General features: G+C 55.6%; 21 protein-coding genes. 11 read left to right on the top strand and 10 right to left on the bottom strand.

Annotation, left to right across the window (positions count from 1 at the left end):
• Entirely contained in the window at window positions 1-771 is a 771-nt protein-coding gene (tatC, locus tag AC4OVS_RS21045) for a Sec-independent protein translocase subunit TatC (RefSeq protein WP_022646678.1), read from the top strand.
• 41 nt (window positions 772-812) lie between these two features.
• Complete coding sequence (gene tatD / locus AC4OVS_RS21040; protein WP_491922688.1) at window positions 813-1595, top strand: 3'-5' ssDNA/RNA exonuclease TatD; 783 nt, start codon at window positions 813-815, stop codon at window positions 1593-1595.
• Here the strand turns inward: tatD and rfaH are convergent.
• Entirely contained in the window at window positions 1592-2083 is a 492-nt protein-coding gene (rfaH, locus tag AC4OVS_RS21035; protein ID WP_032626529.1) for a transcription/translation regulatory transformer protein RfaH, read from the bottom strand. The two genes, tatD and rfaH, sit on opposite strands and share 4 nt — an antisense overlap.
• A gap of 172 nt (window positions 2084-2255) precedes the next feature.
• Here rfaH and ubiD point away from each other — a divergent pair, with 172 nt between their 5' ends.
• The 3 genes from ubiD to AC4OVS_RS21020 all read left to right on the top strand — a co-directional run bounded on the left by ubiD (window position 2256) and on the right by AC4OVS_RS21020 (window position 6327).
• Window positions 2256-3749, top strand: a complete 1494-nt coding sequence (gene ubiD / locus AC4OVS_RS21030; protein ID WP_491922767.1) for a 4-hydroxy-3-polyprenylbenzoate decarboxylase — start codon at window positions 2256-2258, stop codon at window positions 3747-3749.
• A 39-nt stretch (window positions 3750-3788) separates the two neighbouring features.
• Complete coding sequence (gene fre, locus AC4OVS_RS21025) at window positions 3789-4490, top strand: NAD(P)H-flavin reductase (protein WP_003860778.1); 702 nt, start codon at window positions 3789-3791, stop codon at window positions 4488-4490.
• A 217-nt stretch (window positions 4491-4707) separates the two neighbouring features.
• Complete coding sequence (locus AC4OVS_RS21020; protein WP_491922687.1) at window positions 4708-6327, top strand: ABC-F family ATP-binding cassette domain-containing protein; 1620 nt, start codon at window positions 4708-4710, stop codon at window positions 6325-6327.
• 38 nt (window positions 6328-6365) lie between these two features.
• On the opposite strand, the gene AC4OVS_RS21015 is transcribed toward AC4OVS_RS21020, so the two are convergent.
• Window positions 6366-6653 carry an HTH-type transcriptional regulator gene (locus AC4OVS_RS21015; protein WP_003860776.1) on the bottom strand — a complete coding sequence of 96 codons (288 nt, stop codon included), beginning with the start codon at window positions 6651-6653 and terminating at the stop codon, window positions 6366-6368.
• Window positions 6654-6983: 330 nt separating this feature from the next.
• On the opposite strand from AC4OVS_RS21015, the gene AC4OVS_RS21010 reads away from it, so the two are divergent.
• Together AC4OVS_RS21010 and cspE are read left to right on the top strand one after the other, a co-directional pair.
• Entirely contained in the window at window positions 6984-7694 is a 711-nt protein-coding gene (locus AC4OVS_RS21010) for a DUF3053 domain-containing protein (RefSeq protein ID WP_023299059.1), read from the top strand.
• 243 nt (window positions 7695-7937) lie between these two features.
• Window positions 7938-8150, top strand: a complete 213-nt coding sequence (cspE, locus tag AC4OVS_RS21005) for a transcription antiterminator/RNA stability regulator CspE (protein ID WP_003860775.1) — start codon at window positions 7938-7940, stop codon at window positions 8148-8150.
• Window positions 8151-8208: 58 nt separating this feature from the next.
• Here the strand turns inward: cspE and ghrB are convergent, their stop codons facing one another.
• The 6 genes from ghrB to AC4OVS_RS20975 all read right to left on the bottom strand — a co-directional run bounded on the left by ghrB (window position 8209) and on the right by AC4OVS_RS20975 (window position 14239).
• Entirely contained in the window at window positions 8209-9183 is a 975-nt protein-coding gene (gene ghrB, locus AC4OVS_RS21000) for a glyoxylate/hydroxypyruvate reductase GhrB (protein WP_022646684.1), read from the bottom strand.
• Window positions 9184-9209: 26 nt separating this feature from the next.
• The gene (locus AC4OVS_RS20995; protein ID WP_001089079.1) at window positions 9210-10490 is read right to left on the bottom strand and encodes an MFS transporter; all 1281 of its coding nucleotides are present in this window, start codon (window positions 10488-10490) and stop codon (window positions 9210-9212) included.
• A gap of 117 nt (window positions 10491-10607) precedes the next feature.
• Window positions 10608-11546 (bottom strand): sugar kinase, encoded by a 939-nt coding sequence (locus AC4OVS_RS20990; RefSeq protein ID WP_063850214.1) that lies wholly within the window; start codon window positions 11544-11546, stop codon window positions 10608-10610.
• A 3-nt stretch (window positions 11547-11549) separates the two neighbouring features.
• Window positions 11550-12299: a sugar phosphate isomerase/epimerase family protein gene (locus tag AC4OVS_RS20985; RefSeq protein WP_032677165.1), complete on the bottom strand. Its 750-nt coding sequence runs from the start codon at window positions 12297-12299 to the stop codon at window positions 11550-11552.
• Between the two features lie 102 nt (window positions 12300-12401).
• Window positions 12402-13418 carry a LacI family DNA-binding transcriptional regulator gene (locus AC4OVS_RS20980; RefSeq protein ID WP_491922686.1) on the bottom strand — a complete coding sequence of 339 codons (1017 nt, stop codon included), beginning with the start codon at window positions 13416-13418 and terminating at the stop codon, window positions 12402-12404.
• A gap of 158 nt (window positions 13419-13576) precedes the next feature.
• Window positions 13577-14239: an OmpA family lipoprotein gene (locus tag AC4OVS_RS20975; protein ID WP_022646688.1), complete on the bottom strand. Its 663-nt coding sequence runs from the start codon at window positions 14237-14239 to the stop codon at window positions 13577-13579.
• Window positions 14240-14361: 122 nt separating this feature from the next.
• Between AC4OVS_RS20975 and AC4OVS_RS20970 the strand changes: the two genes are divergently transcribed.
• Entirely contained in the window at window positions 14362-16731 is a 2370-nt protein-coding gene (locus tag AC4OVS_RS20970) for a molybdopterin guanine dinucleotide-containing S/N-oxide reductase (protein ID WP_491922685.1), read from the top strand.
• Here AC4OVS_RS20970 and AC4OVS_RS20965 read toward each other — a convergent pair.
• Both AC4OVS_RS20965 and tag read right to left on the bottom strand, forming a co-directional pair.
• Window positions 16700-17140: an N-acetyltransferase gene (locus AC4OVS_RS20965; protein ID WP_022646690.1), complete on the bottom strand. Its 441-nt coding sequence runs from the start codon at window positions 17138-17140 to the stop codon at window positions 16700-16702. The genes AC4OVS_RS20970 and AC4OVS_RS20965 overlap by 32 nt on opposite strands.
• Window positions 17118-17699, bottom strand: coding sequence for a DNA-3-methyladenine glycosylase I (gene tag, locus AC4OVS_RS20960; RefSeq protein ID WP_022646691.1), 582 nt, complete (start codon window positions 17697-17699; stop codon window positions 17118-17120). The genes AC4OVS_RS20965 and tag overlap by 23 nt, the downstream gene beginning before the upstream one ends.
• 160 nt (window positions 17700-17859) lie before the next feature.
• Here tag and AC4OVS_RS20955 point away from each other — a divergent pair, with 160 nt between their 5' ends.
• From AC4OVS_RS20955 to eptB, 3 genes are all read left to right on the top strand, one after another.
• Window positions 17860-18402 (top strand): lipase, encoded by a 543-nt coding sequence (locus AC4OVS_RS20955; RefSeq protein WP_023299064.1) that lies wholly within the window; start codon window positions 17860-17862, stop codon window positions 18400-18402.
• A gap of 236 nt (window positions 18403-18638) precedes the next feature.
• Window positions 18639-19841, top strand: coding sequence for an L-lactate MFS transporter (locus AC4OVS_RS20950; RefSeq protein WP_023299065.1), 1203 nt, complete (start codon window positions 18639-18641; stop codon window positions 19839-19841).
• A 239-nt stretch (window positions 19842-20080) separates the two neighbouring features.
• Window positions 20081-21775: a kdo(2)-lipid A phosphoethanolamine 7''-transferase gene (gene eptB / locus AC4OVS_RS20945; protein ID WP_022646694.1), complete on the top strand. Its 1695-nt coding sequence runs from the start codon at window positions 20081-20083 to the stop codon at window positions 21773-21775.
• Window positions 21776-21814 lie beyond the last annotated feature (39 nt).

Raw genomic sequence — 21814 nt, 5'->3', positions numbered from 1 at the left:
ATGGCAGTAGATGATACTCAACCGCTGATTACGCACCTCATTGAGCTGCGTAAGCGTCTGTTAAACTGCATTATTGCGGTTTTCCTCATTTTTTTATGTCTGGTCTATTTTGCCAACGATATCTATCAGGTGGTTTCCGCACCGCTGATTAAGCAGATGCCGCTGGGCGCAACGATGATTGCAACGGACGTTGCTTCGCCGTTCTTTACCCCGATCAAGCTGACCTTCTGGGTGTCGTTGATTGCCTCTGCGCCGGTCATTTTGTATCAGGTCTGGGCATTTGTGGCACCCGCGCTGTACAGGCATGAACGCAAGCTGGTTATTCCGCTGCTGGTGTCCAGTTCGCTGCTGTTTTATATCGGTATGGCGTTCGCCTACTTCGTTGTCTTCCCGCTGGCCTTCGGCTTCCTGACGCATACCGCGCCGGAAGGGGTACAGGTGTCGACGGACATCGCCAGCTACCTCAGCTTCGTTATGGCGCTGTTTATGGCCTTTGGTGTCGCCTTCGAGGTGCCCGTCGCGATTGTCCTGCTCTGCTGGGTGGGGGTGACCACGCCTGACGATCTGCGTAAGAAGCGCCCGTACATCCTGGTAGGGGCATTTGTCGTAGGTATGCTGTTAACGCCACCGGACGTCTTCTCGCAAACCTTACTGGCGATACCCATGTACTGCCTGTTTGAAGTCGGCGTATTCTTCGCTCGTTTCTACGTCGGAAAGGGGCGTACCCGGGACGAAGAAGACGAGCCGTCTGAAGAGACCACTAAAGAATAAAACCAACCGCCCGTCAGGGCGGTTGTCATATGGGGATACGTATGTTTGATATCGGGCTTAACCTGACCAGCGCCCAGTTTGCGAAAGACCGCGATGAAGTGGTGGCGCGCGCGTTTGCCGCCGGCGTGAGCGGGCTGTTACTGACGGGAACAAATCTGCATGAGAGTGAGCAGGCACGGCAGCTGGCGCAACGCTATCAACACTGCTGGTCCACCGCAGGCGTGCACCCTCATGACAGCAGCCAGTGGACGCATGAAAGCGCTGAGGCGCTTCATCGTCTGGCGGCTACGCCAGAAGTGGTTGCCATTGGCGAATGCGGGCTTGATTTCAACCGTAACTTCTCGACGCCTGAAGAGCAGGAGAAGGCATTTACCGCCCAGCTCGCGCTGGCTGCAGAGCTGGGGATGCCGGTGTTTATGCACTGTCGCGATGCGCATGAACGTTTTCTGGCGCTACTGGACCCCTGGCTGGAGAAACTGCCAGGCGCGGTGTTGCACTGCTTTACGGGCTCCCGTCAGGAAGCGCTGGATTGCCTGAACCGCGGGCTTTACTTGGGTATCACGGGCTGGGTGTGCGATGAGCGTCGTGGGCTGGAGCTGCGCGAGCTGTTATCCGTAATCCCGGCCGATCGTTTGTTGCTGGAAACGGATGCGCCGTATCTGTTGCCCCGGGATATGCAGCCCAAACCGGCATCACGACGTAACGAACCGGCTTATCTGGGACACATTGCTGAGCGAGTGTCGTACTGGCGCGGGGAAGATGCGCAGTGGCTGGCAGCCCAAACCGATGACAACGTGCGTCGTCTGTTCGGCGTGCAGTTCTAAACTTTGCGGAAATCGGTGTTTTTAACGCTCTGCAACACCTCTTTGTTCAGCAGGTTGAGCAGCAGCATAGAACGCGCTTCACCGTCTGGTTCAGCGAAGATGGCCTGTAACCCTTCAAAAGCGCCTTCGGTGATCACCACGCTGTCCCCGGCATAAGGGGTTTCCGGATCGGTAATATCTTCAGGCTGCTGGTAGACAGAGAGCTGATGAATAACCGATGACGGTACTCTTGCCGGATGGGCGCCAAAACGTACAAAATGGCTGACGCCGCGCGTGGCGCTGATCGTCGTGGTGTGGATCACTTCGGGGTCGAACTCAACGAACAGATAGTTCGGGAACAGAGGCTCACTGACGGTCGTGCGTTTTCCACGCTGCATTTTTTCAAGCGTGATCACGGGCGTCAGGCAGTTAACAGACTGACGTTCAAGATGTTCCTGTGCGCGCTGAAGTTGCCCGCGTTTGCAATACAGTAAATACCAGGCCTGCATAATCACTCTTCCCATTGTTCGGGGCGCAAGCATACCAAAACCCTGGCGGGATCGCTAAGGTGATTATAATGGCGAAAAAGAGAGTAAGTCGTGGAAGTTCACGCTAATTTAACAAAATTACAGCATCACGCGGTCTTACGCCGTATAATGAAGCGCTTACAGAGAGGCCATGATTAACTGCATGAAATACCACGATCTACGCGACTTCCTGGCGCTGCTGGAAAAGCAGGGCGAACTCAAACGCATTATGCTTCCTGTTGATCCGTATCTGGAAATGACAGAAATCGCTGACCGCACCCTGCGCGCGGGCGGCCCGGCGTTGCTGTTTGAAAACCCAAAAGGCTACGCTATGCCGGTACTGTGCAACCTGTTTGGCACACCTCGCCGCGTGGCGATGGGCATGGGGCAGGAAGATGTCACGGCGTTACGTGAAGTGGGCAAACTGCTGGCCTTTCTGAAAGAGCCGGAGCCGCCAAAAGGGTTCCGCGACCTGTTCGACAAGCTGCCGCAGTTTAAGCAGGTGTTGAATATGCCCACCAAACGCCTGCGCGGCGCGCCATGCCAGCAAAAAGTGCTGGAAGGCGATGCAGTTGATCTGACCAAAATTCCCATTATGCAGTGCTGGCCTGAAGATGCCGCACCGCTGATTACCTGGGGCCTCACCGTGACGCGTGGGCCGCATAAAGAGCGTCAAAACCTCGGCATTTATCGCCAGCAGTTGATTGGCAAAAACAAGCTCATCATGCGCTGGTTGTCCCACCGCGGTGGCGCGCTGGATTTCCAGGAGTGGTGCGCGGCCCATCCGGGCGAACGCTTCCCGGTTTCCGTCGCGCTGGGTGCCGATCCGGCAACCATTCTGGGCGCGGTGACGCCTGTTCCTGATACGCTGTCGGAATATGCCTTTGCAGGGCTGCTGCGCGGTACCAAAACCGAAGTGGTGAAGTGCATCTCCAATGACCTGGAAGTGCCAGCCAGCGCAGAGATCGTGCTGGAAGGTTACATTGAACAGGGCGAGCTGGCACCCGAAGGACCGTACGGCGACCACACCGGCTATTACAACGAAGTGGATAACTTCCCGGTATTCACCGTCACGCACATTACCCAGCGTGAAGATGCCATCTATCACTCTACCTACACCGGCCGTCCACCGGATGAACCGGCGGTACTTGGCGTGGCGCTGAACGAAGTGTTCGTGCCGATCCTGCAAAAGCAGTTCCCGGAAATTGTTGATTTTTATCTGCCGCCGGAAGGGTGTTCGTATCGCCTGGCGGTGGTGACGATGAAGAAGCAGTATGCCGGTCACGCTAAGCGCGTGATGATGGGCGTATGGTCTTTCCTGCGCCAGTTTATGTATACCAAGTTTGTGATTGTCTGCGATGATGACGTCAATGCCCGCGACTGGAATGACGTCATCTGGGCCATCACCACGCGTATGGATCCGGCGCGTGATACGGTGTTAGTGGAAAACACGCCGATTGATTATCTGGACTTTGCCTCGCCGGTTTCCGGCCTTGGTTCAAAAATGGGACTGGATGCCACGAACAAATGGCCTGGCGAAACCGACCGTGAATGGGGTCGCCCGATCGAAAAAGATCCTGCCGTGACCGCGCGAATTGACGCGATCTGGGACGAGCTGGCCATAATGAATAACGGTAAGGCAGAATAAGACCGTTTAGCCCTATAGACTTCCCGACAGAGAGAGCGAATGACAACCTTAAGCTGTAAAGTGACGTCGGTAGATGCTATTACCGACACCGTATATCGCGTCCGTTTGGTTCCTGAAGCGGCATTCTCATTCCGTGCCGGTCAGTACCTGATGGTCGTGATGGACGAGCGTGATAAGCGTCCTTTCTCTATGGCCTCAACGCCAGCAGAGAAGGAATTTATTGAGCTGCATATTGGTGCGTCTGAGCTTAACCTGTACGCGATGGCCGTGATGGATCGCATCCTGAAAGAGCGTGAAATCGTGGTCGATATTCCTCACGGCGAGGCCTGGCTGCGTGAAGACGAAGACCGTCCGCTGATCCTGATTGCCGGTGGTACAGGCTTCTCCTATGTCCGCTCTATTCTGTTGACGGCGCTGGCGCGTAATCCAAATCGCGATATCACCATCTACTGGGGCGGCCGTGAAGAGAAGCACCTTTACGATCTGTCTGAGCTGGAAGCGCTGAGCGTCAATCATCCAAACCTGCGCATCGAGCCGGTCGTCGAGCAGCCGGAAGAGGGCTGGCGCGGGCGCAGCGGCACGGTGCTGACTGCGGTATTGCAGGATCACGGAACGCTGGCCGGGCACGATATCTACATTGCCGGTCGCTTTGAAATGGCGAAAATTGCCCGCGACCTGTTCTGCAACGAGCGTGACGCGCGGGAAGATCGTCTGTTTGGCGATGCGTTTGCGTTTATCTGATTGTGAGACCCGCTTCGGCGGGTTTTTTACGCTCGGGCAATAGCGCTGGTGAAAATTTAACCTTGAAATGGGCGGCGCATTGCCGTTATTCTTGTTCCCGTTAAATTTCGCCCTCAGGAGCGCCCCCCAAAAATGAACAAACACGACTGATGAATTTCGATCCTTGCTCAACGCATCGCGTCGGCAGGGGATGTTTTGATTTCATTCAGGAGTGCTTATGGCTCATTTTGCGCAATCCCCCTCTTTTATTTTGCATCAGGTCACCTGTCAGTTTGCGACGGGCGATATCCTTTTTGGTCCACTGAATCTTTCTCTGGATGCGTCAGTGTGTGCGCTGGTTGGCCGCAACGGCAGCGGTAAAACACGCCTTCTGCGTCTGCTGGCAGGGGTTGATGAACCCGCCAGCGGTCACGTTGAGCGCTTTGGTACACACGTCTATGTGGCGCAGCAGCAGGATATTTCTGCGGATACGACTCTTGCCGGACTGCTTGGTTACGACGCGATCTTTGCGGCGCGCACGCGCATCGACGGCGGTCATTATGAACCCGACGATCTCGACACGCTCGATGGTTACTGGGATCTGGCTGAACGGCTAAGCCAGGCTTTTATCGCTGCAAAACTTCCCTCTTTTGAGCCGAACAAACGCGCGGCAGAGCTAAGCGGCGGCGAGCGCATTCGTGCCTTGCTGTGCGGCGCATTCACCGCGGATGCTGATTACCTGCTGCTGGACGAACCGACCAACCACCTCGACAGGCAAGGCCGCGTGTGGTTCTACGAGCAGCTTTCCCGGTATCAGGGCGGGGTGCTGGTGGCCTCTCACGACCGTGAGTTGCTGGCCCAGGTACCGCGTATCCTTGAACTGAGCGCGTTGGGCTTGCGCAGCTACGGCGGGAATTATGCTGACTATCGAACCCAGCGTGATGCTGAGCAACTGGCTGCCCGCGCCGCGCTGGAGCATGCTGCCACCGAACGCAAGCGTACCCGCGCCCGTATGCATAAAGAGCATGACGACAGCCAGCGGCGTTCGGCCAAAACGCTTCGCACGGTCGACAGCCTTAACATCGCCTCGTTTGAACGGGTCAAATACAAAGGGGCGGCGAAAGAGCGGATTGGTTCCTGGAAAAAACAGCATAGCGATCAAAATCATGCCCTGAACGCTGCGGTTAACCAGGCACGCGAGCGGGTTGAAGAAGATAACGCGGTGATGTTTACCCTGCCGGGCAGTGAAATCCCGGAAGGAAAACAGGTGCTGGTGCTGGAAGAACTGGTGCTTCCGCACGTGCCTGTCTCCCCGATAAACTGGCGAATGGATGGCCCGATGCGCGTGGCGCTACGCGGGCCGAACGGCTGTGGGAAATCCACGCTGTTGAAAGTGATGTTGGGCGAAACCGCCCCTGTTACGGGAACCTGTAAGGTCTCCGTCAGATGTGCTTATCTCGATCAGCATCTTTCCCGGCTGGATCTGTCGCAGTCGGTGATGACACACCTTAGCCTGGGCAATACACCGCTCGAAGAGGGGGCGCTGCGTACCCGTTTAGCGCAGCTTCAGCTGGGCGCGGAGAAAGTGACACTTCCACTGGCCGATCTAAGCGGCGGCGAGCGCCTGAAGGCCGCGCTGGCCTGCGTATTGTGGCGTGAAGCGGCAACGCAGCTGTTGCTTCTGGATGAGCCGACCAACCACCTCGATCTGGCTTCCGTTCAGGCCATTGAAGCGGCCCTGGCCGATTATCCCGGCGCGCTGCTGGTGGTGTCGCACGATGAAGCGTTTTTAGCAGGATTAAAGCTGACGCATGAGCTGGCGTGGGAAGAGTCGGGATGGCGATGTGAAAGCCTCTAAACACAAGCCCCCGCAAGGGCGGGGGCAAACAAACTTTATCAGGCTAACTGCTTGCGAAGGTCAGGGTTTGCCTGGATCAGGCGCATCAGCTTTAGCTCGGCTGGGGTAGGTTTTTCACGCTTTGACTCCCACTCCAGCACCATCGCTACGCTGACACCCATCGCTCTTGCGAATTCATCTGTTTTCAGGCCCGACCCTTTGCGTAAACGCTCAAATTCACTAAAAGGATTGGACTTTTGATTCAGGGTAACCGTCGGCGGTACATCTTTAAAAATAATCTGTTCCAGGCTGCTCAGCAGCTCAAACTCAGGATCTTTTAATTCCATTGAGAACTCCTCATAAATCACACATCGGGATCATGAACATCAGAGAGCATGTTAAGAATAGTCCCTAAACCAAACACAGGATCGTCACGGTTGTGATTAATTGTGCGATAACGATCGCTTTACCCGTTTCAGCTATATGGATAGTTATGCTAATTACCTGATTAATCATATGTAGGGATGCACAGGTATTTTTTTGTAAATAGTCAGTACAAAAACGGCAATACCCGTTTTGCATGAAAACTCTATCTTGCAAGGCTGACCTGGACTATCCTTGTCAGCGTTGGGCACGCGTGTGCCGGTGTGCGCTTTTTGGGTGAAAGGAGTAATAAAATGGCGACAGGAAAGTCCTGCTCTCGCTGGTTTGCGCCTATTGCGGCGTTGTTGATGGTTGTTAGCCTGAGTGGGTGTTTCGATAAAGAAGGCGATCAGCGCAAAGCGTTTATCGATTTTCTACAGAATACAGTGATGCGTAGCGGCGAGCGTTTACCAACGCTGACTGCGGATCAGAAAAAACAGTTTGGTCCATTCGTGTCGGATTACGCCATTCTGTATGGCTATTCACAGCAGGTAAGCCAGGCGATGGATTCCGGTATTCGCCCGGTAGTGGATAGCGTGAATGCCATCCGCGTTCCACAGGATTATATGACCCAGCGCGAACCGCTGCGCCAGTCAAATGGCGCGCTTGGGGTACTGAGCCAGCAGCTGCAAAATGCCAAAATGCAGGCTGATGCGTCGCGCTCCGCGTTGAAGCAGGACGAGGATCTCAAGCCGGTTTATGACCAGGTGTATGAGAAAGTCGTGACCAAGCCGTCAAACGCCTTGCAACCACTGATCCCGGCGGCGCAAGTCTTTACTCAGCAGCTGGTTCAGGTGGGTGACTTTATTAATGAGCAGGGTACGCAGGTGAGCTTCGTCTCTAACGGTATCCAGTTCCCGACCTCCCAGCAGGCGAGTCAGTACAATACGCTGATAGGGCCGCTGGCGTCCCAGCATCAGGCCTTTAGCCAGGCCTGGAGCGCAGCGGTCGCTGCAACGGAATAAGAAAAACCCCCGCTTCGGCGGGGTTTTTTTATGCATGATGAAAATAACGCTTGTCATTCTTCTACCATATCGGTATAACTATCTTCGTCGGTTTGTTACACAGACCTAAAGCAGTTTAGTAAAGCAGTCCAGATTGTTATCCATAGATACCCTTCGTAGTGACCCTTCCTTCATCGCTTAAAAATCTGTAACGCAATCCATCAAGCCGGAAGGCACAATATATTTGTTAATAAGGTAATTTCTATGTCTGCTAAAATGACTGGTCTGGTAAAATGGTTCAACGCTGATAAAGGTTTCGGCTTCATCACTCCTGACGATGGCTCTAAAGACGTGTTCGTACACTTCTCTGCTATCCAGAACGATGGCTACAAATCTCTGGATGAAGGTCAGAAAGTTTCCTTCACCATCGAAAGCGGCGCTAAAGGCCCAGCAGCTGGTAACGTTGTAAGCCTGTAAGCTTCCAACCCAGTAGCACAAAATTCAAAAACCCGCCTTCTGGCGGGTTTTTTCGTTTCTACTGTTGTATCTGCGGGTTAACGCAGTTCTTATCCACTTTACCGCCGAGCGCGGCAATCAGGTTATCCACGGCGGTCGCCGCCATGTTGTAGCGTGTTTCGTGAGTGGCTGAGCCGATGTGGGGCAGGGCGACGACGTTTGGCATGTTCAGTAGCGGAGAATCCACCGGCAGTGGCTCCTGTTCAAACACGTCCAGACCGGCGGCGTGGATCTCACCGTTTTGCAGTGCCTCAATCAGCGCCTTCTCATCGACCACCGGGCCGCGACCTGCGTTGATGAAAATGGCCGATTTCTTCATCTTTTCAAACGCCGCCCTGCCGATGAGATGACGCGTTTCATCCGTCAGCGGCAGGATCAGGCAGACAAAGTCGGCTTCCTGCAACAACGTATCAAGCTCGCAGTAACGGGCGTTGAAACGTTCTTCAGCTTCAGCGTGATGACGGCGTGCATTATACAGAATGGGCATGTTGAAGCCGAAATGGGCGCGCTGTGCCAGCGCCAGACCGATACGGCCCATCCCAACAATCCCCAGCGTTTTGCCATGTACGTCCACGCCGAACCAGTCCGGGCCAATGCTTTTCGTCCATTCGCCCGCTTTCACGCGCTCAGCCACCTCCACCACGCGACGAGCAGTGCTGAGCACCAGCGCCATCAGCGTGTCGGCGACGGTTTCCGTCAGAGCATGTGGCGTGTGCATCAGCAGGATGTTGCGCGCGTTAAGCGCATCCACGTCGAAATTGTCGTAGCCCACAGAAACGGTTGAGGTTGCACGAAGCTTCGGCATTTTCTCCAGCAGCGCTGCATCCACCTTTTCGCTTGAACCCAGCAGGCCCTCGGCGCAGGCAAACGCGTCGGCGTGCTGTGCCACGGTTTGCGGGCTGAGGTTCTTTACCCGGGTAACGGTAAAGTGTTCCTCCAGGCGTTTTTGCAGATCTTCAGGCAGTGCTTTGTACAAAATGACGGACGGCTTCATGCTAATCTCCGTTGATTTAAAAGGATTCAGGCGTGGCGTGCGCCGACGGGTAGCTGTTGATTATTAGCAGGCTTAACGATCAGAGTAAGCCATACCGAGGCAAAAAGCGCCACCCCCATAAAGATGTAAGAAGCTGAAGGGCTGCCGGTGGCGCCGTTCAGATAGCCCACAAACCACGAGCCAAAGAACGAACCCAGCGCACCCATACTGTTGATCAGCGCCATCGCGCCCCCTGCGACGTTACGCGGCAGCATTTCCGGGATGATGGCAAAGAACGGACCATAGGGGGCATACATGGCCGCACCCGCAATCACCAGCAGCGTATACGAGGCCCAGAAGTGGTTCGCGCCTACGGCCCAGGAACCAATGAAGGCAAAAGCAGCGATCAGCAGGAGTGGCCAGACGAACAGCTTTCGGTTTTGCAGCTTGTCCGATGCCCAGGAGACGATAATCATCGCGATGGTTGCAGCCAGGTAAGGCACTGATGACAGCCAGCCCACTTCCACCATGCCAAGGTTTTCACCGCCGCTGCGGATAATCGACGGCAGCCACAGAACAAAGCCGTACACGCCAATACTCCAGGTAAAATACTGTGCGCATAGCAGAATAACGTTCCGGGAGCGGAAGGCTTCGCCGTAGTTACGCACCGCTTTCAGCCCCTGCTGCTCTTTATCCAGCTGCGCCTGGAGTGCGGCTTTTTCGTCTTCAGAAAGCCATTTTGCCTGGGCTGGCTTATCTTTCACCAGCACCCACCAGCAGAAGGCCCAGATAATCGCGGGAACCCCTTCGATGATGAACATCTCGCGCCAGCCGAAGGACTGGATCAGATAGCCGGAAACCACCGACATCCACAGCACGGTGACCGGGTTACCGAGTATCAGGAACGTATTGGCACGTGAACGCTCAGATTTTGTGAACCAGTTGCTGATGTAAATCAGCATTGCTGGCATGACGGCCGCCTCAACCACGCCGAGAATAAAGCGAATAGCCGCCAGAGCAGGAATGTTATTCACCACGCCAGTCAGCGATGCACATGCACCCCATAAGATCAGGCAGATGAAAATGAGCTTTCGCACGCTGCGGCGTTCAGCGTAAATCGCGCCGGGGATCTGGAAGAAGAAATAACCCAGGAAGAAGAGGGCGCCCAGCAGGGAGGAAACCCCTTTGGTGATCCCGAGGTCTTCGTTGATCCCGGCGGCGGATGCAAAACTGAAGTTGGCACGATCCAGGTACGCCAGGCTGTACGTGATAAACACGATTGGCATGATGTACCACCAGCGTTTTACTGCATTGGTCGAACTGTTCATAGGCTTGCCTCTGTTGTTGAGGTTGTTGCCGCCGTTGTCTGTAGGGTACACGGTGGCTTAATTATCTGGTGCGGATTGCTGCCCTCACCCTGGCCCTCTCCCTGTGGGAGAGAGAATTCAGACTCCGAGCTCTGCTCGTGTTGGTAATCCTTCGCTGTCGCCCTGCACCTGAATCGCCAGCGAACCAATTTTGTTGCCTCGCGCCACGGCCTGCGACAGCGGTTTGCCCTCCAGCAGGGCGCTGATGACCCCGACGGCAAACCCATCGCCCGCACCCACGGTATCGACCACGTTATCGACTTTTACCGCAGCGACGGCGCCTTGCTCGCCGTCGGCAGTTTTGAACCATGCACCGTCAGCACCGGTTTTCAGCACCACGGCTTTTACTCCTTTGTTGAGGTAAAAATCAGCAATGCCTTCCGGCGTGCTCTCGCCAGTGAGGATCATTCCCTCTTTTACCCCCGGCAGTACCCAGTCCGCCTGAAACGCCAGTCGGTTGAGTTTCTCAACCATCTCCGCTTCGCTTTTCCACAGCACCGGACGCAGGTTTGGATCAAAGGAGATCGTTTTGCCCTGCGCTTTCATTGCCGAAGCGGCATGATCGAGTAAATCGTACGAACTGGCCGAGAGCGCCGCCGCCACGCCGCTCAGGTGCAGGTGGCGCGCGGAGGAGAAATACGCGGCGTGATAATCATCCACGGAGAGATGGCTTGCCGCTGAGCCTTTACGGAAATACTCCACGATGGGATCGGTTCCATTTTCAACTTTAGATTTCAGCTGAAAACCCGTCGGGAAGCGTCCGTCGAGGGTCACGCCTGCGGCATCAATGCCCTCTTTTTTCAGCGAGTCGAGTACGAAATGGCCAAAGCTGTCATTTCCCACGCGGCTTACCCAGCCAACATTCAGCCCCAGCCGCGCAAGGCCGGTAGCAACATTCAGCTCAGCACCTGCAACGCGTTTGATAAAGTGCTCCACTGCGCTCAGCTCGCCTGTTTCGGTGGCGACAAACATCGCCATGGCCTCGCCGATGGTGATGACATCCAGCGTCTTGTGCATGGTTTACTCCTCGCGCAGCAGGTTGACGTAATGGCGGGTGACGGCGGTGAGATCCGTCCCTTCCAGCGGAAATTCGATACCGCGTGGCGCATCGGCAGGGAGTTGATTAAGCAGATCCCGCCAGCGAGAATCGGTCTGATCCGGCGCGACGGCGCGGAATTGCGCCTTATGCGGGATCGCGGCCTTCACATGAATGTAGCTCACGGCGGGAGCCAACTGACGTGCAGCCTCTTCCGGGGAGTCGCCAACCCACAGCCAGTTGCCCATATCGAACGTCAGCGTGACCGGCAGCGCCATTACCCGGCAGGCGGCTTTGAAGCGCTGCATCGGAGCGAGCTGACCGCAGTCGGTCTGGTCGTTTTCCACCACCAGCGTCATGCCGCTTTCATCCAGCAGTACGCGCAGGGCTTCAAGCGGTTGTTTGTCGCTGAAATGGCCCAGCGAGACTTTAAGCCACAGCGCGTTCAGGGTGCTGGCTTCGCTAAGGTAGCGCGGAAGATCCGGGTTGAGGGTTCCATCGGGCATAAACAGGGGGGCCGGGGCGGAGTAGCACGCCAGTAAACCCAGCAGTTCAATGGACTCGCCGAGCGCAGGCAGGGCCATTAACTCGTCGCTGCTGAAGAGCTCGCGGCGGATTTCAACGCCATCAGCCCCTGCGCCGGCAATAACGGGAAGCATCGCCCGTTGACCGCCTGCTTGTCGCACCTGATCCGCGCCATACGCGGCGGTGACCACCATAATTTTCCTGCTCATTTCCTGACTCCAGGGCGTAATCGATAGTATTACGCTAGATGGAACCGGTTCCAAAGAAAAGATCGGGATGCTGAATTTATGATCGCTGTCACGAAGGGGAAATTAACGGGCAGTAGAGCCGCGAACGATCAGCTCGCCAGAAAAAACCTGCTCGCGTACGGCGTCGCGGGTGCCTTCAATGCGGCGAACCACTTGTTCAACCGCGGCATAGCCGATCTGCCAGGTGGGTTGTTTGAGGGTGGTAATGCCTACGCCAGCAAGTTCAGCCCACTCCAGTTCATCAAAGCCGAGTAAGCCGATGTCGCTGCCCCAGTGCAGGCCAATGCGTTTAAGCGAGCGGGCAACCTGAAGCGTCAGCGCCCCGTTCGCGGAGATCACCGCTTTGCGCATACCCCGATGGCGGGTATGGAACTGGCGCAGGGTATTATCCAGCTGACCGGCTTCATGGAGGGAGATTTCGGCATTTTCGGCGATCACACCGGGATAACGCGCCAGCGTGGCACGAAATGCAGCCAGGCGGTCGCGGCGGGTGTTAACCATACCCAGCGGTTCGCTCAGGAACAAAATGGCTTCGAAACCCTGTTCAATCAGATGTTCGGTAGCAGTGGTGGCCGCCTGGGTGTTATCCAGCCCGACCACATCGCAGGCAAATTCCGGGATTTTGCGGTCAATAAGCACCATCGGCAGCGACGATTGTTGCAGGCGATTCAGTCCCTCTTCGCGCATCCCGACGGCATTGACCACGATCCCTTCCACCTGATAGCTGCGCAGCAGATCGAGGTAGTGCAACTCCTGATCAACTTCGTTATTGGTGTTACAGACCAGCGGGGTAAAGCCTTTCTCACGGCACGCCGCCTCAATGCCGCTGAGGACGTTAACGGAGTAAGGGTTGGTGATATCGGCGATGATGAGGCCAATCAGACGGGTACGACCCCGCTTGAGGCCGCGCGCCATCAGGCTGGGACGGTAGTCGAGATCGGCAATGGCCTGTTCAATTCGCGCCAGCAGCGCATCGGAAAGCTGGTGTTTCTCGCCGTTGAGGTAGCGTGAAATGCTGGTTTTACCGGTTTTGGCGGCTTTCGCCACGTCGCTGATGGTGGCCCGGGTTGGTTTGCTCATCGCTGATTTCCCTGAAATTAGTGAGAATACCTTAGCGGGAAAATCTGACGAATCAAGCAATTTGCCGGGTGGCGGCCTGATGCCCTCACCCCAACCCTCTCCCACGGGAGAGGGCGCAAACACTAAAAACGGCAACGGGGTTGCCGTTTTGCTTTTACCTACTGCACAGGGCTCAACGTAATCTCAACGCGGCGGTTCTGCGCTTTGCCTTCCGCCGTGCTGTTGCTGGCGATCGGGTTAGCCGGACCCATGCCGCTGGTGCGGATGCGGTTCGCTTCTACGCCCTGGGTGATCAGCGAGCTGGCCACGGAATCGGCACGCTGCTGCGACAGACGCATGTTCAGATCCTGGCTGCCGGTACTGTCGGTGTAGCCAATCACGTTCACGGCAGTTTTGTTGTACTCTTTCAGCACCGCGGCCACGCCGGTCAGGGTGTTCGCGCCTGCGGGTTTCAGCGTCGCGCTGCTGCTGTCAAAGGTCACGTTGTTTGGCATGTTCAGGATGATGTTGTCACCGCTGCGCGTCACGCTCACGCCTGTACCTTTCATTTTGTCACGGAGTTTTGCTTCCTGCACATCCATGTAATAACCCACGCCGCCGCCCAGGGCTGCGCCTGCCGCTGCGCCAATCAGCGCACCTTTACCGCGATCTTTCTTGGAGGAGGAGAGTGCGCCAACGCCAGCGCCCACCAGGGAACCAATACCCGCGCCAATGCCGGATTTACCCGCTTCGCGTTCGCCGGTGTAAGGGTTGGTTGTGCAGCCTGAAACAGCCAGAGCACCGCTCACCAGAGCGGCAATAACGAGTACGCGTTTTTTCATCTTATTTCCTTAATCCTTTTTATTCTTTGCCACGACGGACGTGGCAGTGGATTATGACGTCCGAATACGGAGAAAATTCAGTGTATAACTCTGAAATTTGTCACAAACGATAAACTGCCTCAATGAAAGGCCGTCATACCTGCACGCAACCAGGAGCGCACGCTTTGAGCACCTCAACAAAAACCATTCTGACCGCCGCCCACTGGGGGCCGATGCTGGTCGAAACCGATGGCGACACCGTGCTGTCGTCTCGCGGGGCTTTGCCTTCGCGCCATCTCAACTCTTTACAGACCGTCGTTCGCGATCAGGTACATAGCAAAACTCGCGTACGCTGGCCGATGGTGCGTAAAGGCTTTCTGGCGTCACCGGATAAACCGCAAGGTATTCGCGGGCAGGATGAGTTCGTGCGCGTGAGCTGGGACGATGCCCTGGCGCTGATCCATACGCAGCATAAACGCATCCGCGACAGCTATGGCCCGTCGTCCGTATTTGCCGGCTCCTATGGCTGGCGCTCAAATGGCGTGCTGCATAAGGCCGCCACCCTGCTGCAACGCTACATGAGCCTGGCCGGGGGCTATACTGGCCATCTGGGTGATTACTCGACCGGCGCAGCGCAGGCGATCATGCCTTACGTCGTGGGCGGCAATGAGGTTTATCAGCAGCAGACCAGCTGGCCGCTGGTGCTGGAGCATACCGACGTGGTGGTGCTGTGGAGCGCCAACCCGCTCAATACACTGAAAATTGCCTGGAATGCGTCCGACGAGCAGGGCGTTTCCTACTTCGACGCGCTGCGCAAAAGCGGCAAACGCATCATCTGTATCGATCCGATGCGCTCTGAAACCCTGGATTTCTTCGGCGACAGCGCCGAGTGGATCGCGCCCCATATGGGCACCGACGTGGCGATGATGCTGGGTATCACCCATACCCTTGTGGAGAACGGCTGGCACGATACGGATTTTCTTACGCGCTGTACAACGGGCTTCGATAAATTTGCCGACTACCTGACGGGCCAAACCGACGGTGTCGCCAAAACCGCAGAGTGGGCCGCTGCGGTTTGCGGCGTTGATGCCGTTAAAATCCGCGAACTGGCGGCGTTATTCCATAGCAACGTCACGATGCTGATGTCCGGCTGGGGAATGCAGCGCCAGCAGTTTGGCGAGCAAAAACACTGGATGCTGGTGACGCTCGCCGCGATGCTCGGGCAGATTGGCACACCCGGCGGCGGTTTTGGGCTTTCCTATCACTTTGCCAACGGCGGTAATCCAACGCGTAAAGCGGCGGTGCTGGCGTCCATGCAGGGCTCAGTGCAGGGTGGCGTGGACGCGGTGGATAAAATTCCCGTGGCGCGCATTGTTGAGGCCCTGGAGAACCCGGGCGGGTTTTATCAGCACAACGGCCAGGATCGCCATTTCCCGGATATTAAGTTTGTCTGGTGGGCGGGCGGGGCCAACTTCACCCATCACCAGGATACCAACCGCCTGATCCGCGCCTGGCAGAAGCCGGAGCTGGTGGTGATCTCGGAGTGCTTCTGGACCGCGTCAGCGAAACATGCCGACATCGTGTTGCCCGCCACGACCTCGTTCGAGCGTAACGATCTCACCATGACCGGGGATTACAGCAACCAGCACATGGTTCCGATGAAGCGCGTCGTGGCCCCCCGGGATGAAGCGCGTGATGATTTTGACGTCTTTGCTGACCTGAGTGAATTATGGGAAGCGGGCGGGCGCGAGCGTTTCACCGAGGGCAAAACGGATCTGCAATGGCTCGAAACGTTTTACCAGATAGCCAGCCAGCGCGGGGCTGCGCAGGGCGTGACGCTGCCGCCATTTGCTGAATTCTGGGAGGCGAATCAACTCTTCGAAATGCCGGAAAGCGAGCAGAACGCGCGGTTTGTGCGCTTTGCTGACTTCCGTCGCGATCCGGAGAATCACCCGTTAAAAACCGAAAGCGGGAAGATTGTGATCCACAGCAAGCGCATCGCCAGCTTTGGCTACGCGGACTGCCCGCCGCACCCGGCGTGGCTGGAGCCGGACGAATGGCATGGCAATGCGCAGCCGGGGCAGCTTCAGCTGCTGTCTGCCCATCCTGCCCATCGTCTGCACAGCCAGCTCAACTATTCGGCTCTGCGCGAGCAGTATGCGGTGGCGGGTCGTGAGCCGATCGCGCTGAATAACGACGATGCAAAGGCGCGGGGGATTAACGACGGCGATCTCGTTCGCGTCTGGAACGCACGCGGGCAGGTGCTGGCTGGCGCCGTGGTGAGTGACGGGATCCGCCCTGGCGTGTTCTGCATTCATCAGGGAGCATGGCCGGATCTGGCGCTGGACGAGGGCGGTATTTGTAAGAACGGCGCCGTAAACGTCCTGACCAAAGATCTCCCCAGCTCGAAGCTGGGGAATGGCTGTGCGGGGAATACGGCGCTGGCATGGGTGGAGAAATATGAGGGACCGGCGCTTCCCCTTACGGCATTTGATCCGCCTGCCAGCTCATGATCCACGTCGGGTGTTGGGTATCATCCTGCCAGGCGCTGTCTTCGATGCGAAAACCCTGAGCATGATAGAAATTCACCGCCCGCACGTTTTTCTGATACACCTCCAGGGTTAAATACGGGTAGTGCTGCTGAACATAGTTCAGCAGCGCACGCCCGATCCCCCTTCCGATGAACGCCGGGGCGACAAACAACGCCCCCACGAACTGGAACTGCATGACGCTGATAAAACCGCACAGGGTACCGTTTTCCTCCCAGACCCAGGTCTCGGCGGCGGGAAGGTAATCATCCCGCACTACCGCTTCATTCGCTTGCCAGTAACTTGCGTCGATAAACGGATGCGCCTCGGTGGTGCTCTCCAGCCACAGACTCAAAAGCGGAGCGGTATCCTCACTTTGCCATTTGCGGATCATGGTGGCCCTCCGGGTGGCAGAAGCAGCCCTTAATATGGTCATTGACCAGCCCGCAGGCCTGCATAAAGGAGTAGCAGATGGTGGTGCCCACAAACTTAAAGCCGCGTTTTTTCAGCGCTTTTGACAGGGCATCTGAGGCGGGGGTAGACGTTGGGATCTCTGCAAGCGTGGCGGCCTGCGTTACCTTCGGCTCGTTATCCACAAACGACCAGACAAAAGCTGAGAAGGGTTCGCCGTTTTGCTCCATCGCCAGATAAGCACGCGCGTTACCAATAATGGCCTGAATTTTACCGCGATGGCGGATGATACCGGTATCCAGAACCAGCCTTTCCACGTCTTCGTCGGTCATGGCGGCCACCGCAACCGGATCGAAATGGTGGAAGGCCTTGCGATAGTTCTCACGCTTTTTCAGAACGGTGATCCACGACAGCCCGGCCTGCTGGCCTTCAAGGCAAATCATTTCAAACAGTTTTTTACCGTCGGTTTCCGGCACGCCCCATTCCTTGTCGTGATAATCGATATAAAGCTGATCCTGGCTTACCCAGCCGCAACGTTGCATAGGTCATCTCCCTTCCTGATACGGTAAACGCAAAAATTTCAATCTGCCCGGCTTGACGTGTTTGCTAAAGAGACAATAGTTAATACAGGGCTATACGCCCTAATACCTCTTCGAACAATGACATATATCGCCGAACTCGGCTCTTTCTGGAGTCGCTTTGATGATGTTAAAAAAAATCAGTGGTCGCCATGCTGCTTCTGGCCTGGTGGGTGTCTCAGCCTGCCTGCTTATATGTAACACCGCTTTTGCGTGGCAACAGGAATATATCGTTTCAGATGCACAAAGTAATACGACGGAACGCTATACATGGGACGCCGATCACCAACCTCGTTATGAAGATATTCTCGCGGAGCGTATCAACCATTCGCAGAATGCTGCGGGCTTTGCCCTGAACGACCCATCCGGTTCAGATGCGGAAACCGTTCTGAGCGTTGGCTGGAATTTTCCCGTGGCGGGACATTTTACCACCGGCCCCGTCATGGCGTGGCGCACTGATGGCGCTCCCCCTGCAACGGTGAATGCATTTGGTGAGGTAACTACCACGCAGCCGCTTACCGATCCCCTCTGGCATGCCAGCGTGAACTCGTTGGGGTGGCGCGTTGATACGCAGTATGGTGATTTACATCCCTGGGCGAAGATCAGCTACAACCAGCAGTCGGAGGAAGAATATTTGTACACCCTGGGCTTAAGCGCCAAATTTTAGGATTGTTACTTTTTTAAACGCTGCGGTAACATATTTAATACAATAACGGCGCGGGCTGTGGTGATAGTGGTCACTCACCTTTAAGCGTTTTCTTTTCCGGCAAGGTCATTCATTCCCGCTTCCAGGCATTTCATTCCGTATCTCCTGCATTTCATGCCGTTTTACCCCTGGCGTTTTGGGGTTTTGTTTATCGTGTCCTCAGCGAACTTCCTTAATTTCTCTTGCAGGACACTGCCATGAACACATCAACTTATAACCGCACGCGTTGGCTGACGCTTTTCGGCACCATCGTTACCCAGTTCGCACTGGGCTCGGTCTATACCTGGAGCCTGTTTAACAGCGCCCTGTCCGATAAGCTCGGCGCACCGATAAGCCAGGTGGCATTCTCCTTCGGCTTGCTGAGCCTTGGATTAGCGATTTCCTCTTCCGTGGCGGGCAAACTTCAGGAGCGCTTCGGCGTGAAGCGCGTAACCATGGCCTCCGGGATCCTGCTGGGCGTGGGCTTCTTCCTGACGGCACATTCAAACAACCTGATGATGCTGTGGCTAAGCGCCGGGGTGCTGGTGGGTCTGGCGGACGGCGCAGGTTATCTGCTGACGCTGTCTAACTGCGTGAAGTGGTTCCCGGAGCGTAAAGGGCTTATTTCCGCGTTTGCCATTGGTTCATATGGCCTGGGCAGCCTGGGGTTCAAATTCATTGACTCCCATCTGCTGGCCTCGGTGGGGCTTGAGAAAACCTTTATGATCTGGGGCGTGATTGTGCTGGTAATGATCCTCTTCGGCGCCACGCTGATGAAAGATGCGCCGCAGCAGGAAGTGAAAACCGTTAACGGCGTGGTGGAGAACGATTTCACCCTCGCTCAGTCCATGCGTAAGCCGCAGTACTGGATGCTGGCGGTGATGTTCCTGACGGCCTGCATGAGCGGTCTGTATGTCATCGGTGTGGCGAAAGATATCGCGCAGGGGATGGTAAAACTGGACGCGGCGACGGCGGCGAACGCGGTAACGGTCATCTCCATCGCTAACCTCTCGGGTCGTCTGGTACTGGGTATCCTGTCTGACAAAATCGCCCGTATCCGTGTGATTACGCTGGGGCAGGTCATCTCCCTGGTGGGTATGGCAGCTCTGCTGTTCGCTCCGCTGAACGAGGCGACATTCTTTGCAGCAATTGCCTGCGTAGCCTTTAACTTTGGCGGCACTATTACCGTCTTCCCGTCACTGGTGAGCGAGTTCTTCGGCCTGAACAACCTGGCGAAAAACTACGGCGTCATTTATCTCGGCTTCGGTATCGGCAGTATTTGCGGTTCACTGATTGCCTCGCTGTTTGGCGGCTTCTACGTAACCTTCTGCGTGATATTTGCCTTGCTGATTATTTCGCTGGCGCTGTCCACCACGATCCGTCAGCCGCAGCGCGAACTGTATAAAGAAGCGCATGTATGATGCGATGAAAAGAGGCCGCAGGGCCTCTTTTATTTATTTCTAAATCGCTTCCGGACTTGCTATTTTGTAAAAATCTTCATCGATTCACATTCTCTGCTGCCACTTTTCTTCCCTGCTGTGGTCTACTTATCGCGCTTGTAGACGTTTCTGATAACGGTTTCTCTCGCATCTACTTACTCTGTCAGCTTTCTCACTGAGATTCGGCGGGTTTTTATACCCCTTCCCCCAGGGTTGTTTGCATGAAATATATTAGGTCTCTTACCCAGCAAAGATTGTGTCTGATGCTGGCTGTCTATATCGGTTTGTTTCTGAATGGCGCGGTGCTGTTCAGACGAGTGGAAGGTTATTTCGAACACCTCACTGTAAGAAATGGAATTTTTGCCGCGATTGAAGTGTTTGGCTCAATTCTGGCGACCTTCTTCCTGTTACGCCTGCTCTCTCTCTTTGGCCGTCGTACATGGCAAATTCTGGCCTCGCTGGTGGTGATTATCTCCGCCGCCGCAAGCTATTACATGACATTCATGAACGTGGTCATTGGCTACGGTATTGTGGCCTCGGTGATGACCACGGACATCGACCTCTCGAAAGAGGTGGTGGGTCAAGGGTTCATCCTGTGGACGATTCTGACCTGCCTGATCCCGCTCTTTTTTATCTGGAGTAACACCTGTCGCTACACCCTGTTACGCCAGTTGCGTACCCGGGGACAGCGCATCCGCAACGTCGCCGTCGTTCTTCTGGCGGGTCTGCTGGTATGGGCGCCTATTCGCCTGATGGAAAAGCAGCAAAAACGGATCGAAAAAGCGACAGGCGTGGATATGCCAAGCTACGGCGGCGTGGTGGCTAACTCGTACCTGCCGTCTAACTGGCTGTCGGCGTTAGGTCTTTATGCCTGGGCTCAGGCGGACGAATCCAGCGATGTGAAATCGCTGATTAACCCGACCAAAAAGTTCACCTACCAGGCTCCGGCTGACGGGCTGGATGATACTTACGTGGTCTTCGTTATCGGCGAAACGACGCGCTGGGATCATATGGGTATTCTCGGTTATGACCGCGATACCACCCCGAAACTGGCGCAGGAAAAGAATCTGGTGGCATACCGCGGCTACTCCTGCGATACCGCCACGAAGCTCTCGTTGCGCTGTATGTTTGTTCGCGAGGGCGGTGCGAGTGATAACCCTCAGCGCACTCTCAAAGAGCAAAACGTGTTTGCTGTTCTGAAGCAGCTTGGATTTAGCTCCGATCTGTTCGCCATGCAAAGTGAGATGTGGTTCTACACCAACACCATGGCGGATAACATCGCCTACCGCGAGCAGATTGGCGCCGAGCCGCGTAACCGCGGAAAGAACGTTGATGACATGCTGCTGCTCTCTGAAATGGAACAGTCGCTGAAAAACCATCCGCAGGGTAAGCACCTTATTGTTCTGCATACCAAAGGGTCACACTACAGCTACTATCAGCGTTACACGCGCGATTTCGCCAAATGGACGCCTGAGTGCGTCGGCATTAACAAGAACTGTAGCAAGCAGGAGTTGATCAATGCCTATGATAACTCGATTCTGTATGTGGATACCTTCCTCAGCCGGGTGATTGACCAGCTTCGCGATAAGAAAGCGATTGTGATCTACGCGGCCGACCACGGTGAGTCCATCAACGAGAAAGAGCATTTACACGGTACGCCGCGTAAGCTGGCGCCACCAGAGCAGTTCCGCGTGCCGATGATCATGTGGATGTCGGACAAGTATCTGGAAAACCCGGACAAAGCCAAAATGTTTGCCCACCTGAAACAGCAGGCAGAGATTAAGGTACCGCGCCGTCACGTTGAGCTGTACGACACTATTATGGGCTGTCTCGGCTATACCTCACCGAACGGTGGGATTAACGAAAACAACAACTGGTGTAAACTCCCTGATAACACCACAAAAGCCGCGCAGTAGCTGGTCTGGCGAGAATATCGCCAGTTGAATGGCTTTTTG

The organism is Enterobacter sp. 4974935 (assembly GCF_058661735.1).
The sequence above is the reverse complement of the archived record's forward strand: the minus strand, read 5'-3'. Positions and strand labels throughout refer to the sequence as shown.